General features: G+C 71.0%; 14 protein-coding genes and 1 pseudogene. 7 read left to right on the top strand and 8 right to left on the bottom strand.

Features of this window, described 5'->3' with window-relative positions:
• Window positions 1-133: 133 nt before the first annotated feature.
• A pseudogene (locus ABZ860_RS10875) lies at window positions 134-421 on the top strand (response regulator transcription factor); the annotation flags it as partial.
• Here ABZ860_RS10875 and lat read toward each other — a convergent pair.
• From lat to ABZ860_RS10860, 3 genes are all read right to left on the bottom strand, one after another.
• Window positions 329-1,615, bottom strand: a complete 1,287-nt coding sequence (gene lat, locus ABZ860_RS10870) for an L-lysine 6-transaminase (protein ID WP_357218113.1) — start codon at window positions 1,613-1,615, stop codon at window positions 329-331. The pseudogene ABZ860_RS10875 and the gene lat sit on opposite strands and share 93 nt — an antisense overlap.
• Window positions 1,616-1,713: 98 nt before the next feature.
• Window positions 1,714-3,048 carry an APC family permease gene (locus ABZ860_RS10865; protein WP_357218110.1) on the bottom strand — a complete coding sequence of 445 codons (1,335 nt, stop codon included), beginning with the start codon at window positions 3,046-3,048 and terminating at the stop codon, window positions 1,714-1,716.
• Window positions 3,045-4,694 (bottom strand): amidohydrolase, encoded by a 1,650-nt coding sequence (locus ABZ860_RS10860; RefSeq protein WP_357218107.1) that lies wholly within the window; start codon window positions 4,692-4,694, stop codon window positions 3,045-3,047. Before ABZ860_RS10860 ends, ABZ860_RS10865 begins: the two co-directional genes overlap by 4 nt.
• 109 nt (window positions 4,695-4,803) lie before the next feature.
• Between ABZ860_RS10860 and ABZ860_RS10855 the strand changes: the two genes are divergently transcribed.
• From ABZ860_RS10855 to ABZ860_RS10845, 3 genes are all read left to right on the top strand, one after another.
• Complete coding sequence (locus tag ABZ860_RS10855) at window positions 4,804-5,442, top strand: TetR/AcrR family transcriptional regulator C-terminal domain-containing protein (RefSeq protein ID WP_357218104.1); 639 nt, start codon at window positions 4,804-4,806, stop codon at window positions 5,440-5,442.
• Window positions 5,443-5,516: 74 nt separating this feature from the next.
• Window positions 5,517-6,872 (top strand): transaminase, encoded by a 1,356-nt coding sequence (locus ABZ860_RS10850; RefSeq protein WP_357218102.1) that lies wholly within the window; start codon window positions 5,517-5,519, stop codon window positions 6,870-6,872.
• Window positions 6,873-6,882: 10 nt separating this feature from the next.
• The gene (locus tag ABZ860_RS10845; RefSeq protein ID WP_357218100.1) at window positions 6,883-7,329 is read left to right on the top strand and encodes an Lrp/AsnC family transcriptional regulator; all 447 of its coding nucleotides are present in this window, start codon (window positions 6,883-6,885) and stop codon (window positions 7,327-7,329) included.
• Window positions 7,330-7,350: 21 nt separating this feature from the next.
• Here the strand turns inward: ABZ860_RS10845 and ABZ860_RS10840 are convergent, their stop codons facing one another.
• Entirely contained in the window at window positions 7,351-9,006 is a 1,656-nt protein-coding gene (locus ABZ860_RS10840) for a penicillin-binding transpeptidase domain-containing protein (protein ID WP_357218098.1), read from the bottom strand.
• 32 nt (window positions 9,007-9,038) lie between these two features.
• Here ABZ860_RS10840 and ABZ860_RS10835 point away from each other — a divergent pair, with 32 nt between their 5' ends.
• Entirely contained in the window at window positions 9,039-9,881 is an 843-nt protein-coding gene (locus tag ABZ860_RS10835; RefSeq protein ID WP_357218095.1) for a fused MFS/spermidine synthase, read from the top strand.
• 95 nt (window positions 9,882-9,976) lie between these two features.
• Here ABZ860_RS10835 and ABZ860_RS10830 read toward each other — a convergent pair whose 3' ends face one another.
• Both ABZ860_RS10830 and ABZ860_RS10825 read right to left on the bottom strand, forming a co-directional pair.
• Entirely contained in the window at window positions 9,977-11,677 is a 1,701-nt protein-coding gene (locus ABZ860_RS10830; RefSeq protein ID WP_357218093.1) for a DUF222 domain-containing protein, read from the bottom strand.
• Between the two features lie 545 nt (window positions 11,678-12,222).
• Window positions 12,223-12,684 carry a MarR family winged helix-turn-helix transcriptional regulator gene (locus ABZ860_RS10825; RefSeq protein WP_357218091.1) on the bottom strand — a complete coding sequence of 154 codons (462 nt, stop codon included), beginning with the start codon at window positions 12,682-12,684 and terminating at the stop codon, window positions 12,223-12,225.
• A 66-nt stretch (window positions 12,685-12,750) separates the two neighbouring features.
• On the opposite strand from ABZ860_RS10825, the gene ABZ860_RS10820 reads away from it, so the two are divergent.
• The gene (locus ABZ860_RS10820) at window positions 12,751-13,614 is read left to right on the top strand and encodes a nitroreductase/quinone reductase family protein (RefSeq protein WP_357218088.1); all 864 of its coding nucleotides are present in this window, start codon (window positions 12,751-12,753) and stop codon (window positions 13,612-13,614) included.
• A gap of 32 nt (window positions 13,615-13,646) precedes the next feature.
• On the opposite strand, the gene ABZ860_RS10815 is transcribed toward ABZ860_RS10820, so the two are convergent.
• Window positions 13,647-13,919, bottom strand: coding sequence for a 4a-hydroxytetrahydrobiopterin dehydratase (locus tag ABZ860_RS10815; RefSeq protein ID WP_357218085.1), 273 nt, complete (start codon window positions 13,917-13,919; stop codon window positions 13,647-13,649).
• 46 nt (window positions 13,920-13,965) lie between these two features.
• On the opposite strand from ABZ860_RS10815, the gene ABZ860_RS10810 reads away from it, so the two are divergent.
• Window positions 13,966-14,607, top strand: a complete 642-nt coding sequence (locus ABZ860_RS10810) for a class II aldolase/adducin family protein (protein ID WP_357218082.1) — start codon at window positions 13,966-13,968, stop codon at window positions 14,605-14,607.
• On the opposite strand, the gene ABZ860_RS10805 is transcribed toward ABZ860_RS10810, so the two are convergent.
• Window positions 14,604-16,178, bottom strand: a complete 1,575-nt coding sequence (locus tag ABZ860_RS10805) for a DUF885 domain-containing protein (protein ID WP_357218079.1) — start codon at window positions 16,176-16,178, stop codon at window positions 14,604-14,606. The two genes, ABZ860_RS10810 and ABZ860_RS10805, sit on opposite strands and share 4 nt — an antisense overlap.
• Window positions 16,179-16,194: the final 16 nt, after the last annotated feature.

The raw sequence follows: 16,194 nt of genomic DNA, 5'->3' as shown, positions 1-16,194 counted from the left end.
GCAAGTCAGTGCACTTTTCCCCAAACGTGGACGTTGCGGGTTATGCTGCCTCACAACCGCCGTGCGGGGGCCTCGGCGATCTCTGATCGTCTTCTACGGAGGCCGGATGAGAATCGACGACCGCACCGCAATGGGGCTGAGCAAGCGGGAAGCCGAGGTCATGGAGCTGATCGCGACCGGTCACTCCAACGGCGAGATCGCACGGCTGCTGTTCCTGAGCGAGAAGACCGTGAAGAACCACGTCAACCGCATCTACGCGAAGCTGGGCGTGGACTCGAGGATGACGGCCATCTGCCGCTGGCGCGGCGAACCCGCGCCACCGGCGCCGTCAGCCCCCGGCCAGATCCCCGGCGAGGACGGCGCGCAGCCCGGCCAGGCCGTACTCAAGCTCGTCCGGCTGGACGGACAGGGCAGGGCGTAGCCGTACGGACCGCTCGCCGCACCGCAGGGCCAGGATCGCCCGTTCCTCCCGGAGCCGGGCGACCAGCCCGCCGGGGTCGGGGACGTCGAAGGCGCACATCAGCCCGCGTCCACGCGCGTTGGCGACCAGCCCCTCGGCCTCCAGACCCTGGAGGGCGCCCAGCAGCTTCTCGCCCAGGATGGCCGCCCTCGGGATCAGGGCGTCCCGCTCGATGATCTCCAGCATCCGGCGGGAACGCACCATGTCGACCAGGCCGCCGCCCCAGGTGGAGTTGATCCTGCCGCTGACCCGGAACACGTTGTCGGGCACGAGGTCCACCCTGCGGCCCGCCATGATGCCGCCCACCTGGACCTTCTTCGCGAAGGCCACGATGTCGGGGGCCAGGCCGAGCTGCTGGTAGGCCCAGGGGGTGCCGGTCAGGCCGACGCCGGTCTGCACCTCGTCCACGACGAACAGGGCCTCGTACTCGTGGCAGAGCGCCTGCATCGCCTGGAGGAACTCGGGGCGCATGTGGTTGTCGCCGCCCTCGCCCTGGATCGGCTCGGCGATGAAGCAGGCGATGTCGTGGCGGAACCGCTCGAACGCCTCCCTGGCCTGTGCCAGCGCCCGTTCCTCCGCCCGCTCGACGTCCCCGAAGTGGACGGCGGGGACGTCGATGCGTGGCCAGCAGAACCGGGGGAACCTGTCGGTCTTGACGGGGTCGGTGTTGGTGAGCGAGAGCGTGTAGCCGCCGCGGCCGTGGAAGGCCCGGGTGAGGTGGAGGACCCGGGTGCCGAGGCCGGGGTGGCGGCCGTGGGCCTCGTTCCAGCGGCTCTTCCAGTCGAAGGCGCACTTGAGCGCGTTCTCCACGGCCGCCGACCCGCCCTCGACGAAGAACAGGTGCGGCAGCTCGGGGTCGCCGAGCACCCGCCGGAACGTCTCCACGAACTCGGCGAGGTGGACGGTGTACATGTCGGAGTTGGCCGGCTTGTTGGCGGCCACCCGGCCGAGCAGTGCGACGAACTCCGGGTCGCCGGCGAACGGGTTCACCCCGAGCGGCGACGACGCGAAGAACGTGTAGAAGTCGAGGTACTTCCGGCCGTCGCGGGCGTCGACCAGCCAGGAGCCGGCGCTCCTGTCCAGGTCGAGCACGAGACGGTAGCCGTCCACGAGCAGGTGCCGTGCGAGGGCGTCGTGCACAGTGGTGGGGTCCATTTCGCCTCCGCGTCACGCTGGGAAACGAGATGATTCCCTCATATCCGGCCGTTCATGTGAAGAGTTTTCGCTCTAATAGCACCCCAAGAGGACATTTTTCAGGCCGTAAGGGTAGGTTCCGCGTCCGAGAAGCTCATCACGGGCGGCCTGCGGCTGAACATCCTCGTCAGCGCGAGCAGATAGACGAAGCCCGCCGCCATCCAGATCAGGCCGACCGTGAACGTGACGCCCGAGAGGCTGGTCCACAGCCAGATCGTCAGCGCGAAGCCCACCAGCGGGACCAGGCCGTACCGGACCAGGTCGGCGGCCGAGCGGCGGCCCCCGTCGAACAGGTAGTGCTTGACGACCGTGAGGTTGACCATGGAGAAGGCGATGAGCGCGCCGAAGTTGACCATGACCACGGCGTTGTCCAGGCTGATGAACAGCGCGACGAGCGAGACCGCCGACACCACGGCCGTCGCGACGATCGGGGTGCGGAAGCGCGGGTGCAGCCGGGCGAAGGCCGCGCGAGGCAGCACGCCGTCGCGGCCCATCGAGTAGAGGATGCGCGAGACGCTCGCCTGGGTGGTCATGGCCGACCCGAAGGCGCCGACCACGTAGATCCCGACGAAGATCGTCTCGAACGCGGCGCCGCCGAGCGCGGACATGATGTCCACACCGGCCGTGTCCGCATCGGCGAAGTCGTCGTACCCGGGGTGGACGAGGCTCCCCATCCACGCGACCAGGACGAACAGCAGGCCGCCGATGAGCGTGGTGAGCACGATGGCGCGCGGGATCGCCCGGCGGGGCTCCTTCGCCTCCTCCGACAAGGTCGAGACGGCGTCGAACCCGAGGAAGCTCAGCGCCAGGATCGCCGCGCCCGCGAACACGCCCGGCCCCGGGGTGAAGGGGGCGAAGGGGGACGGCGCGGGGTGCCCGGCCAGGTGCTTCAGCGACAGCGCGGCGAACACCGCGATCAGCACCACCGACAGCCCGACGACCAGGACGTTGACCCGGTTCATCACCGTGATGCCGACGACGTTGAGCACGAGCACCAGCAGCAGCGCCGCCAGGGTGAAGATCCACTGGGGCACCTCGGGGAACTGGCTGTTGAGGTAGATCCCGATGAGCAGGAAATTGATCATCGGGAGGAACAGGTAGTCCAGCATCAGCGTCCACCCGGTCATGAAGCCGATGTGGCCGCCGAAGGTCTGCTGGGTGTAGGTGTAGGCGGACCCGGCGGTGGGGAACGCCCTGGCCATCCTGCCGTAGCTGAACGCCGTGAACAGCATGACCACGAGGGCGACCACGTAGGCCGCCGGCAGGTGGCCCTCGGTGACCTGGGTGACGGCGCCGTAGGTGGTGAAGACGGCGACCGGGGCGAGGTAGGTCAGCCCGAACAAGGTCAGTCCGGGGACGCCGAGGACGCGCTTCAGTCCGGCGGGTTCGGTCATGCGCCACTCCTGTTGGCTGGGGGGAAGATTCTCACGCCGGCCGCCCACGTGCCGAGGACGGTCGTCGTCTCCGCGATGTCATGGGGGTCCGTCCGCCGGACGTCGCCATCCAGCCAGACCAGGTCGGCCGCCTTGCCGGGGGCCAGGGTGCCGCGCTCCTCCTCGGCGAACGCCTGGTGGGCCACCCCCGCGGTGTACGCCGACAGCGCCTCCTCGATGCCGATGCGCTCCTCGGGCAACCAGCCGCCTGACGGCTCGCGCTCGGCGTTCTCCCGCGTCACCGCGACCGGCAGCCCGGCCAGCGGGCGGTGGTCGCTCACCGGCCAGTCGCTGCCGAAGGACACGCGCACCCCGGCCCGCAGCATCGAGCCGATGAGGTACTGCCGCCGGGCCCGCTCCGGTCCGATCCTGGGAAAGGTCAGCGTCCTCATCGGGGGGTCGGTGCGCGCCCACAGGGGCTGGAGGTTGGCGATCACGCCGAGCCGGGCGAACCGCGGCAGGTCCTCCTCCGCCAGCACCTGCACATGGGCGATCACCGGCCTGCGGTCGCGCGGGCCGTTCACCCGCGTCACGTGCTCGATCGCGTCGAGCGCGGTGCGGATGCCCGCGTCGCCGATCGCGTGCAGGTGCGCCTGCAGGCCCATCGCGTCCACGGCCGTCAGGGCCTCCAGCAGGTCGCCGTACGGCCAGACGGGCATGCCCCGGGTGCAGGGATCGTCGCTGTACGGCGCCAGCAGCGACGCCGTGCGGTTCTCCAGGATGCCGTCCACGAAGAACTTCACCGTGCCGGCCGTCAGCCCCTCGTGCCCGAGCGCCCGCACCCGCTCCCGGTCGGCGGCGAACTCGGCGAGTTGCTCGCGCCACCGCACCGGATCGGCGCGGAAGGCGAGGTTGACCCGGGTCGCCAGCAGCCCGCGGCGGGCCGCCTCCACGTAGGCCTCGACCGTGCCGTGCTCCACCCACGCGTCCTGGATCCACGTGACCCCGGCCTCGGCGTACGCCTCGGTGGCGGTGGCGAGCGCGGTGACGAGATCCTCGGTCGTGCGGGCGGGAGCGGCGGCGAGGACCGCGTCCACCGCGTCCCACTCGATCATGGTTCCGAGCAGCCCACCGTCCGGACGGCGGGCGAACCGGCCGTGGGGCGTGTCGGGCGTCGAGGCGTCCAGACCGGCCCGCCGCATGGCCTCGGAGTTGCACCACAACGTGTGGTAGTCCCAGGCCCGCAGCGCGACCGGGCGGTCGGGCACCGCCTCGTCCAGCCATCGGGCGTCGAACAGGCCGTCCGGGACGATCGTGGCGTCATAGCCGCCACCGATGATCCACTCGCTCTCCGAATGCGCGTCGGCGTGGCGGCGGACCTCCTCGACGATCTCCTCGACCGTGCCCAGCCCTCTGACCCGCGGGCCCATCGCCTCGAACCCGGCGTGGTCGGGATGGCAGTGGCCGTCGCCGAAGGCCGGCAACAGCATCCCGCCGCCCAGGTCTACGCGCAGGTCGACCCGATCGTCATGGCTTCCAGCCAGGGCGGCGGCTCCGAGTGCCTCGATCCGGCCGTCCCGTACGGACAGGGCATCAGTCGTCGTGCCGGTGCCCGTCCAGATGGTGCCGCCGTGGAAGAGGGTGCGGCGAAACAGGGTGCGCGACATGGGCGTCCCGATAAATCGAATGACGTTCGTTTAGTGGGATGAGGATAGGTTGTCGAGAGGCAAAGCGGAAGGGGCTGCGGGCCGAATGCGGCGGCGGGTGGGACGGCCGGTGAAGCCGGTCTTGAGCAGGGAGGCCATCGCGCGGGCCGCGCTGGCCCTCATCGACGACGCCGGAGCCGAGGGTTTCTCCATGGCGGCCCTCGCCGGACGGCTGGGCGTGCGGCCGTCCTCGCTCTACAACCACGTGAGCGGCAAGGACGACATCCTGGCCGCGGTCCGCGAGATCGTCTCCGACGCCATCGACGCCTCGATGTTCGCCGAGCGGCCGTGGGACGAGGCGCTGGTGTCGTGGGCCCACGGTTACCGCGACGCGTTCGCCGCGCACCCGCCCGCGATCTCGCTGCTGGCCACGCTGCCGATCACCGGAGCCCTGCGGACGCTGCGGATGTACGAGGAGGTCGTCGCCGGCCTGCGGCGCGGCGGCTGGCCCGAGGCGACGGTCATCCCGGTCATGGTGGCCGTGGAGTCCTTCATCCTCGGCTCGGCGCTCGACCTGGTGGCGCCGCCCGACATGTTCGACGCCGGGCCGCTGGCCGCGCAGGTCCCGGTCTTCGCCGCCACGGTGCGCGCCCGCGACGACGCCGCGGCCGCGAGCGGACGCCCGCCGGCGGACCTGTCCTTCGAGGTCGGGCTGGCCGCGATCGTGGAGGGGTTGCGGCGGACACTGGACGCCATAGGTGACGAATAAGACGTCCTTGTGTACTTTTGCTTCAGATTCCGTTGTGAGGGCGGATTTCAGCGATCTTTTCTGAGGCAGGGATGATGATCGACCGTACTCGCCTGGCCCGGCTGCTCGACCGCGAGCGCGACGCGTTCCGGCAGCGCAACCCGCGCTCGGCCGCCGCGTACGAGCAGGCGAGAGGCCACCTGTTCGGCGGCGTGCCGATGACGTGGATGAACAAGACGGCCGCGGGCTTCCCGCTCTACCTGGCCGAGGCCCGCGGCGCCCGCGTCACCGACCTGGACGGCCACGAGTACGTCGACCTCTGCCTCGGCGACACCGGCGCGATGGCCGGGCACTCCCCTCAGGCGACCGTGGACGCCGTCGCCGACCGCTTCGGCCGCCGGGGCGGCGCCACCGTGATGATGCCGACCGAGGACGCCGCCTGGGTCGGCGCCGAGCTGGGCCGCCGGTTCGGCGTGCCCTACTGGAGCTTCTCCCTGACGGCCACGGATGCCAACCGGTGGGCGATCCGGCTGGCCAGGGCGATCACCGGAAGGCCCAAGATCCTCGTGAACAGCTACTGCTACCACGGCAGCGTGGACGAGGTGCTGCTCGTGGTCGGCCCGGACGGCGAGCAGGTCTCCCGCGAGGGCAACGTCGGCGCTCCGGTCGATCCCACCGTCACCTCGCGCGTCGTGGAGTTCAACGACCTGCCCTCGCTGGAGCGCGAGCTGGCGTACGGCGACGTCGCGGCGGTCCTCATGGAGCCCGCCCTCACCAACATCGGCATCGTGCTGCCCGAGCCGGGCTACCTGGAGGGCGTCAGGGAGCTGACCCGGCGGTACGGCAGCCTGCTGATCAACGACGAGACGCACACGTTCTCGGCGGGCCCGGGCGGCTGCACGAAGGCGTGGGACCTGCACCCCGACATCGTGACGATCGGCAAGGCCGTCGGCGGCGGCATCCCGAGCGGCGGCTACGGCCTGTCCGCGGAGGTCGCCGCGCGCGTCGAGGCGATGGACGGGCTCGACCTGGTCGACATGGGCGGCGTCGGCGGCACGCTGGCCGGCAACGCCCTGTCGGTCGCCGCGATGCGCGCCACGCTGGAACACGTGCTCACCGACGACGCGTTCGCCGCCATGACCGAGCTGGCGACCCGCTTCACCAAGGGCGTCCAGGAGGTGATCGACGCGCACGCCCTGCCGTGGTCGGTCACGCAGCTCGGGGCGCGCGCCGAGTATCGCTTCGCCAGCCCGGCCCCGCGCAACGGCGGCGAGTCGAACGCGGCGGGCGACCCCGACTTGGACGACTACCTGCACGTCTACCTGGCCAACCGGGGCGTGCTGCTCACGCCGTTCCACAACATGGCGCTGATGTCCCCCGCCACCACCGAGGCCGACGTGGACCTGCACCACGAGGTGTTCGCCGCGGCCGTGGCGGACCTGGTCTCGTGACGGCCGCCGGATGAACGTGGACGAGGTCGACCGGGTCCTGCTGCGCGAGCTGCAGCGGGACGGCCGGGCCTCCTACACCGCGCTCGCCGAGGCCACCGGCCTGTCGGCTCCCGCCGTACGGCAACGGGTGCAGCGGCTGCGCGACGAGGGGGTCGTGCAGATCGTCGGGGTCACCGACCCGATGGCGCTGGGCCTGCCGGTCATGGCGCTGATCGGCGTCCGCGTCGACAGCGACGTGCACGAGGTCGCCGACCGGATCAGCGAGCTGCCCGGGGTGATCTACGTGGTGCTCACGGCGGGCTCGTTCGACCTGTTCGCCGAGGTGGTGTGCCGGGAGCCGGCCGAGCTGCTCGGCGTGCTCAACGACCACGTCAAGCGGGTGCCGGGCGTCACCAGGGCCGAGGTGTTCACCTACTTCGGGATTCACACGCACCGGTTCGCCTGGCCCGGTGTCTGAGGTTCACAGCGTCTGAGGGTCCTACAGCGCCCTCAGGAAGCGGGCGGCGATGGGCACGGCGGCGCCACGGCCGGTGCCGCCGTGCTCCACGAACACGGCGAAGGCGAGGTCGCCCCGGTAGCCGATGAACCAGGCGTGGTCCTGCCCGCCCTGCCCGTCCTCGGCGGTGCCGGTCTTGCCCGCGACCCCCTGCGGCAGCTCCGACCCGGCGGCGGTCCCCTCGACGGTGACCGCGCTCATCAGCGAGCGCAGCCCCTCGGCCACGTTGGACGGCAGGGGCACGCTCTGCCGCAGCTCGCCCTGCGGCGCCTCGTCCGCCAGCGGGCGGGCCGGCCGCCACTCCCCGCTCTCCACGGCGGCGGCGACCAGCGCCATGCACAGCGGGGTCGCCTCGACCGTGCCCTGTCCGAAGGAGTCCTCGGCGAGCGCGTCGGGGATCTCCGGCCGCTGCAGGCTGCCGCACGTCCACGTGTCACCGCTGTCCCCCTGCGCGCGGAAGCCGAACGCCCTGGCCTGATCGACCAGCGTGTCACCGTTCAACCGCTCGATCGTCAGCCGGGCGAACGTGGTGTTGCACGACAGGGCGAACGCCTGCCGCAGGGTGACCGTCCCGTGGTTCTCGTCCTTGTAGTTGTGGATCGGCCGGTTGAAGGGGATCTGGTAGACCGCCGGGCAGTCCACCGTGCTGTCGGGAGACAGCCCGTTGTTGAGCAGCGCCGCCGCCGTGATCGTCTTGAACGTCGAACCGGGAGGGTACTTGAGATCGAACGCCCCCTTGCCGCCCAGCCGGTCCGCGACCGCGAGGATCTCCCCCGTGGACGGCCGTACGGCCACGATGGCGGCTCGCTGCACGCCGTCGAGCGCCCGGGCCGCGGCGGCTTGCACCCCGTAGTCGATCGTGGTGCGTACGCCCACCGGCCGCTTCTCGGGCTTGTAGGAAAGGACGGTCTTCGCCGGCATGCCCGGGTTGTCGACCTCCAGCGCCCATCCCACCGCCACGCCCGTCGTGGGCGCCACCCCCTGGTCCACCAGGTTGTCGAGGTACGCCTCGGCGCCCGAGTTCTGCGGGAACTCCCGCCCTTCCCTCGTCACCGGCCGCAGCGGCCCGGCATCCGGCTCGGTCCTGACGAGACTCCCGCCGGGCTGGATCTCCGGATGCAGGACGGACGGCGTCCAGACGACCTTCCAGGTGAGGTCCCGCACGGCCAGGTGCAGGCTGGAGTCGAAGCGCCAGGTGCCGGCGTCCTGCTCGTCCCGCTCCTGGGTGAAGGGGATCTCGGCTGTGTCGTTCCCGGTGCGTACGAGATTGCCGACCGTGATCCGCAGCGACTTGGAGAGGGCGGCGTCCTCGAACTCGCGGTGCTGGTCCGCGAAGTCGTCCGGGGGTTCGTCCACCAGCTCGCGCATGGCGTCGTAGTCGCTCTTGACCCAGGCCTGGAAGTAGGCGGCGGCCGTCTCGTCGGGAGAGCCCTCCGGGGAGCTCGCGGGAGACGGCTCGGGAGATGTGTCGGGGCGGAGCTGGAGCGTCTGCGGGCCGCCGGGTGCGGGCGTCCCCCGCGGCGCGGCGACGAAGTCCGAGACCGGCTCCTGCCTACCGGACACAATGAGTCCGGCAACGCCGAAGACGAAGATGGCCGCGGCGACCATGACGAGGGCGAGCAGGGCCCTGTTCCGCATACGGTTCTCATATCACGCGAAAGGAGCCATAGGTGGCAAGGAGCAGAGAACCGTTGCCAGGCCGCTATCCGGTGACCTTCGGCGAGGTGGAGCTCCTGCACGACCTCGACCGGCCGGACGGGTGGATGCTGCTCAGGGACGGCGTCCCCCAGTCGTTCGTGGACCTGGCCGATCCCACCTATCTGGACTTCTCGTACACGCAGCTCATGGCCAGCGTGATCGACTGCCTGCCCGACGGCCCGCTCGACGCCGTCCACATCGGCGGCGGAGCGTGCACGATCCCGCGCTACATCTCCGCACGGCGGCCCGGCTCCCGGCACATCGTCGTGGAACCGGACGCCGGGCTGGTCCAGCTCGTACGCGACCAGCTCAACCTCAAGTCGGTGCCCCGGCTGAAGGTCCGGGTGATGGACGGCCGCGCGGCGACGACGGACCTCAGGGACGACTCGGCCGACCTGTTCGTGCTCGACGCGTTCTCGGGCGCGACGATGCCGGTCGAGCTGGCGACCGTCCAGTACATGGCGGAGATCGCCCGCGTCCTGCGTCCCTCCGGCATGGCGCTGATCAACGTGGCGGACGGCAAGGGCCTGCCCTTCGTGAAGCGGGTCGCCTCCACGGTGAGCCGTGTCTTCCCGCATGCCGCACTGCTGGCCGAGCCTGGCATCCTGAGAGGGCGCAGGTTCGGCAACGTCGTCCTGGCGGCCTCGCCCGGCGACCTGCCGATCGAGGCACTCACCAGGAGTGCGGCGGGCGGCCTCACCCAGGCGCGATGCCTGGCGGACGAGGACCTGACCCGCCTGGTCGCGGGGGCCGCGCCCATCCGCGACGGCGACGCCGTCCTCGCCCCCGTTCCCCCGCCAGGGCTGTTCGACTAGTGGGCTTCCCACAAAGCTGACCAGACCGGCCTTCCGGACCTTGGCCGGGTCAGCCTTATGGACGGCGCACTGGCGACCCCCGGATCGTCTGGTCGTCATTCCCGCAGCCGCCGAGCTCTGGTGCGCGCCGGGTGGTAGGTGAAGGCCCAGCGGTCGGTGCCTACCTTGCGGCGGGTGTAGCGGTCGGGGTGGCGGTAGCGGTCGCGGTTGTGGAACTGGCAGGCGGGACCGAGCAGTTTCAGGTCGGTGAGGCCGCCGGTGCTCCAGTTGTCGGCGTGGTCGATCTGGCACATCGTTGCCGGGAGTGGGCAGCCGTCGATCCAGCAGGTGGCGTAGCGGGCGAACACGGCCCTGCGTTGGGCGGGGGTGGCCAGGCGGACCTTGCGGCCCATGTCGAGCACCTGCCCGTCGGCGTCCATCACCAGTCGCATCAGGGTGCTGGTGCGGGCGAGGCGGTGCACGCTGGTGACCGGCAGCATCTGCCCGGTCGCCAGCAACAACCCCGGTGCCGTCCCCAGCCACAGCCCTGGTCCCTGGCACTGCTCACCGCGCACGCCGGCCTGGTCCAAAGGGGTGCCCTGCCCATGCCTGCAGTCCCCCGCAGGCCGATACCCGGCGTAGGCGTGATGCGCGGCAGTGTCCTCGGGAGGAGGATCCGGCTGCGCTGTCGGCAGAGGCGCTGTGGCCGGGGAAGCTGTGTGCGGGGGCACTGTGGACGGCGGCGCTGTCCGCGGAGGCGCTGTGGGCGAATGCGCGCTACCACCGCATGCGGGCCATGCTGCTGCGCGCCTCGGGTGCGTTGCTCCAACGTGGGCCGCACCACGGTCGCAGTCCCCGCCCTTGGCGCGCCCGATGTCGTCGCCCTCGACAGTGTCACCATCCTTGGCAACGGCGGCGCTGTCGACACCAGCACCCGCGGCTGCACCGGCATCTGCCTCGGCAGTGCTGTAATCGGCAAGACGGCAGGGGCCCTCATCCTGGGCAGGGTCGACGGCGTCGGTGCCGGCCACATCGTCGGCACCTCCGGCGTCGCGGGAGGCACAGGCGCTGGGGGCACGGTCGGCGGTGTCGTCGCCCTCGCCAGGAGCGTCAGTGCTTCCGCTGCCGCTGCCGGCATGGGTGCTGGGGGCGCGATCGCCGGTGTCGTCGGCGTCGGCAGGGGCGTCAGCGCTTCCGGCCTCCTCGGCCTCGCCGGGCTCGGCGGCTTCGGGGTGATCGGCGGCGTCGGGACGGGCGGGGTGGGAGTGGGCCGCGTCCTCGGGATCGGTGGGCAGGGATTCGGCGGTGACCAGGACCAGCAGCTCAGTGGCGATCTTCTCCTCCAGCAGCGCGATGAACGCATCCGCGTTACGCACGCTCGGCGGGCGGTCATCACCCTCCGCCCGCGGCTTGGCGTAGGCATCCAGCAGGGCCCGCAGCCGGGCGGCCGCCTCACGCGGCAGGCAGAACTCCCCCTCCAGCCCGCCGCTGCGGGTCGGGCGGACCCGCAAGAACCGCCGCGTGTAGCCGGCCTGCTCATCGCGGTCTTCCCCGTCGGGGTCGAGCACCGCGCGCAGATAACGCCCGGCTTTGGCCACCTCCGCCTTGCCCGCCAGCTCCAGCAAGATCGGCTCAGCCAGGGCGGCCTGCTCATCGTTCAACTGGGCGGTGGCCGCGCAGATCGCCTCCACCACCCCCGCCGCCAACCCCCCAGCGACGAACCTCTCCCGCACCCGCGGCAGACGCGCCAACTCCACGCCCAGGGTGAGCAGGCGGCCCGCCCCGCCACGGTCATTCCTCCGGCCGTGCGCAGCCAACTACGGGTGGAGGCATGCCCATGCTCCTTAGGCCGCCCCACCCCATGCACCCGCCCCACCCGACCAGCAAGAGCACACGTGATCCGATCCCGGACGAACATCAACTCCTCAGCCTCAGCCAGGCACACGTCCACGTCGTCGGGAAGCGGCGCCAGCGCCAACGCCTGCGCCGACTCACGCAGACCACCCACCAACACCCACGACGACCGCACTCGGCGATCACCCGCACCGGCGGCATCCACACCCGGGCTGCCGTCCTGGCTCGCGTCCTGCGGCACCTCGGGGTCGGCGATCGGGAAATGCTCACGGACGGCCGAGCCCTCCGACGACCACAACGGCGAACCAGAGGTCAACCGGTCCCACCAACCGTCAGCGCTGTCAGAGCTATTCGAACGACGAAGGTGCTCAGAATCAGAGTCGAACAGATCCATCACACCTCCAATCAAGAATTCGAAAACCTGTATGAATTCTTTCACTCTGCGTGACCATACGGCAAGTCCACGAGCCGACAAGCTGGAATCACAGGCAGGGCAGGACTAGATCCATTACTCCGCGTCACCGGTGACAGCTCGCTCGTACGCCCGGAGCGTTTCGACGAACATGCGTCGCTGCTCACTCGTCAGCGGTTGCAGTGCGCTGCGCCAGGCATGGGCGCCGCGGGCGAGCCAGGCGTCGACCGCCTCCCGGTTGGCCTCGGCGATGCTCACGATCGTGCGGCGGCGGTCCGCGTCGTCCTCGCGCCGCTCCACGACGCCCTTACGGCTGAGGTCGCCGACCATCAGGCTCACGGTGGCCGGGGCGACCTCCAGCCGCGCGGCGAGTTCGTTCACCGTGAGCGGGCCGTCGAACAGCAGATAGGACAGCAGCGACAGGTGCCGCGGCGCCAGGTCGAGCGTCCGGAGCGACTCGGGGACCGGCATGCGCTTGGCACGGCCCACCAGACGCGGCATCAGCAGCAGGAGGGTTCGGACCCCCTCATCCAGGCTCAGCCCCTCATCCGTTGACATATGTTGATCTCCAAAATAGCTTTGCTATTAAAGCAAATACATTCAAGGTTCAGGAGCCATCGTCGCATGTCCGAATGGAACGACAAGATCATCGAAGAGTTCCGGGCGAACGCCGGCACGGTCGGCGGGCCGTTCGAGGGGACGCCGCTGATCCTGCTGACGACCACCGGCGCCAAGACGGGCGCCGCCCGGACGAACCCGGTCGCATACCTACGTGACGGGGACAGGATTCTCGTGTTCGCGTCCTACGCGGGCGCGCCACGCCACCCGGACTGGTATCACAACCTGCTGGCCGATCCCACGGTGACCGTCGAGGTGGGAGACGGGACGGCGATCGAGACGTTCACCGCCACGGCCGTACCGCTGTCGGGCGAGGAGCGCGACCGCATGTACGCCCGGCAGGCCGAGCTGGCGCCGGTCTTCGCCGACTACCAGGCTCGCACCTCCCGCGTCATCCCCGTCGTCGCCCTCTACAGGCGAGACCACGAGCGCGCCCGGGCGCTCGGCGACGAGCTGGTGCGGATCCACGACGGACTGCGGGCGGAGATGGCCGCGCTGCTCGCCGCGGCCGAGGACGGGCTGACCACGGGCACACCGGCGAACCTGCCGGGGCGTGGCCTGGAGGGAGCGCTGCGGGAGCGCTGCCTGTCCTTCTGCACGGCCTTCCACGAGCACCACGTCAACGAGAACGAGCGGGGCTTCCCCCTGCTGGAGCGGGCCTTCCCGGGGCTGGCCACGACCCTCGACCGCCTGCGCGAAGAGCACGTGCGGCTGGCCCGGATCAGGGAGGACGTGCGCGCAGCGGTCGGCGAGGCGGGCTCCGGCGACCCCGCCGTCCTCAAGGACAGGCTCACGCGCCTGTCGGCCGAGCTGGAGGCTCACTTCGCCCGTGAGGAGGAACAGCTCCTCGCCGCGCTGAACGTGCTCTAGGACCGCCCCAGGACGGCCCCAGGACGGCCGCCCTAGGACCGTGGCGATCCGGCCTCGTGGTCGGCCACGATGGCGTCGATGCGGGCGGCGAGCTTGTAGTCGAGGTCGGTCAGGCCGCCGGCGTCGTGGGTGGTCAGCGCCAGGTGGAGGGTGCGCCATCGGATGTCGATGTCGGGATGGTGGTTCAGGGCCTCGGCCTGCTCGGCGATGTCGTTCACGATCGCGATGGCCGTACGGAAGTCTCGGGCGACCACGGTCCTGCGGATCGTGTCCGCCTCGCGGCGCCACTCGGAAGCCTCGTACATGGAATCAGGACATCACGAAACACGGCTGATTGTGTAGATTCGCCGCGTGAACGAGCAGGTGGACGAGCGGGTGGACGAGCTGCGGCGTGAGCTGTGCGAGTACGGCCGGCGGGCGGCGGCCCTCGGCCTGGTGATCGGGACCTCGGGCAACCTGAGCGCCAGGGAGGGCGATCTGGTCGTCGTCACGCCCTCGGGTGTGGCGCTCGACCGGCTGCGCCCGGAGGACTGCCCGGTGGTCGGCCTCGAAGGGCGGGTCGTGGAGGGCGAGCGCAAGCCCTCCTCCGAGACGCCGATGCATCTCGCGCTGTACCGGGCGACGGGAGCCCGGGCGGTGGTGCACACCCACTCGGTCTTCGCGACCGTGGTCGCCTCGACCATGACCGAGCTGCCGCCGATCCACTACAACGCCCTGCTGCTCGGCGGCGCCGTCCGGGTCGCCCCTTACGCGACGTACGGCACGCCGGAGCTGGCCCGCAACGTCATCGCCGCTATCGAGGGCAGACAGGCCGCCCTGATGGCCAGCCACGGCGCGGTGACGATCGGCGCCGGCCTGGAGCAGGCGTTCGAGGCGACCCGCCTGCTGGAGTGGCTGTGCGAGGTCTACGTCCGCGCCCTCGGCGTGGGCCGGCCCGCGGTGCTCACCGAGGACCAGCTCACCGCCGTCATCGAGCGCGCGTTCAGCGGCTAACCGAGGACCACTTTCCTGGCGAGGCCGAGCGGGAGCCCGCCGGATCCCGCGATCGTGTCGTGGAAGGTCCGCAGATCGCCTTCGTAGTCCGCCCGGATGCGCTCGATCTCCAGCGCGCCCGTGAGATAGGAGGGCGCCTGCGTGGGCCAGGCGCAGTAGCGGCTGACCTCACCGGCGGCGGTGCCCGGCGACAGCGACGCCTTCGTGGTGAGGAACTCCTCCGCCTGCTCGATCGTCATGTCGTCGCAGTGCAGCGCCGTGTCCACCACGATCCGGGCGGCCCGCCAGATGCGGCAGTCGAGGTGGGCGAGCTCGGTCTCCGGCGTGTCGAAGTAGCCCTGCTCGTGCATGAGCTTCTCGACGTAGAGGCCCCAGCCCTCCACGAAGTAGGGCGTACGGAAGATCTTGCGGGCGCGGTGCGGGTTGCCGGCCATCCAGGACAGGTGCCAGTGGTGGCCGGGGTAGGCCTCGTGCACGCTGATCGAGGGCATCTGCGGGCGGGAGTTGGTCCGCAGCCGCTGCCGCACCTGCTCCTCGGTGAAGCCGTCCGGCGTGTACGGCACGAAGAACACGCCGTCACGAGAGGACGACAGCGGCGGCGGGGCGAGGTAGCTGGCCACGGCGATGATGGGCCGCTGGAACTCCGGCGAGGGCTCGACCCGGCACACCTCCCCCTCGGGGAAGGTCACCAGCCCGCGCTCGCGGACGAACTCGCGTGCCCGCAGCGTCTCGGCCTCATACTCGGCGCGCATGGCCTCCAGGGTCGGCGGATGGTCGTCCATGAGCGACTCCATCGCCTCCCGCCAGCTGCCGGAGCCGAGGCGCGCGGCGACCTCCGTCATCCGCGTGTCCAGCTCGGCCCAGGCCTGGCGGCCCTTCTCGTGCAGCTCGGCGGCGCCGTACCCGAGCATCTCCCGCTCGCGCAGCAGCGCGGAGTAGAGCTCCTCGCCCATCCGCCAGGTGCCGCGGGCCTCGAAGCCCTCCAGGAAGCGGACCAGCCCGTCGAAGGCGTCGGCGGCGGGCTCGGCGGCCCGCGCCAGCCGCGCCCGCAGCTGCGGGTCGCCGACCAGCGCGGGCAGCGTCTGGGTCAGGAAGCGGCGTCCCGTACGGGCCTGGTCGAGGCCGCGCTTGACGAGCAGGTCGGCGGCGAGCTCGGGATCCAGGTTGGCCTGACAGGCGGCGAGCACGGCCGGCACCTCCGCCAGCCGCGCGACGGCGGCGTCGACCAGCTCGGCCTCCGGCTTGAGGCGCTGCTGGAACGGCGTGAACATCGACGCGAAGACCCAGCTGAGGTAGGCGGCCGGTTCGCGCCGCCACTCCGGCCAGCGGGCCTGCGCCACGGCGCCGCGCAGATTGGCGGCGACCAGGTCGCGGTCGATCTCGTCCCCCGGGTCCTCGGGAGTCGCCTCCGACAGCTTGCGCAGCCATTCCTCGGCCGCCCGCTCCCGTCCTGTGAAGGCGGCCTCGCTGAAGTCGCCCAGCGTGCGGTCGTACCCGTCGGCCCCGAGCAGGGTCGCCATGACCGGGTTCTCGGCCAGGTACCAATCGATGAACTCGTCCACCAGCGTCATAGCGCCCGACTCTATC

Origin of the sequence: Microbispora sp. NPDC046973, from assembly GCF_040644495.1 — a bacterium.
GTDB lineage: Bacteria > Actinomycetota > Actinomycetes > Streptosporangiales > Streptosporangiaceae > Microbispora.
Note: the sequence above shows the minus strand (reverse complement) of the source record. Positions and strands in the feature narration are given on the sequence as shown.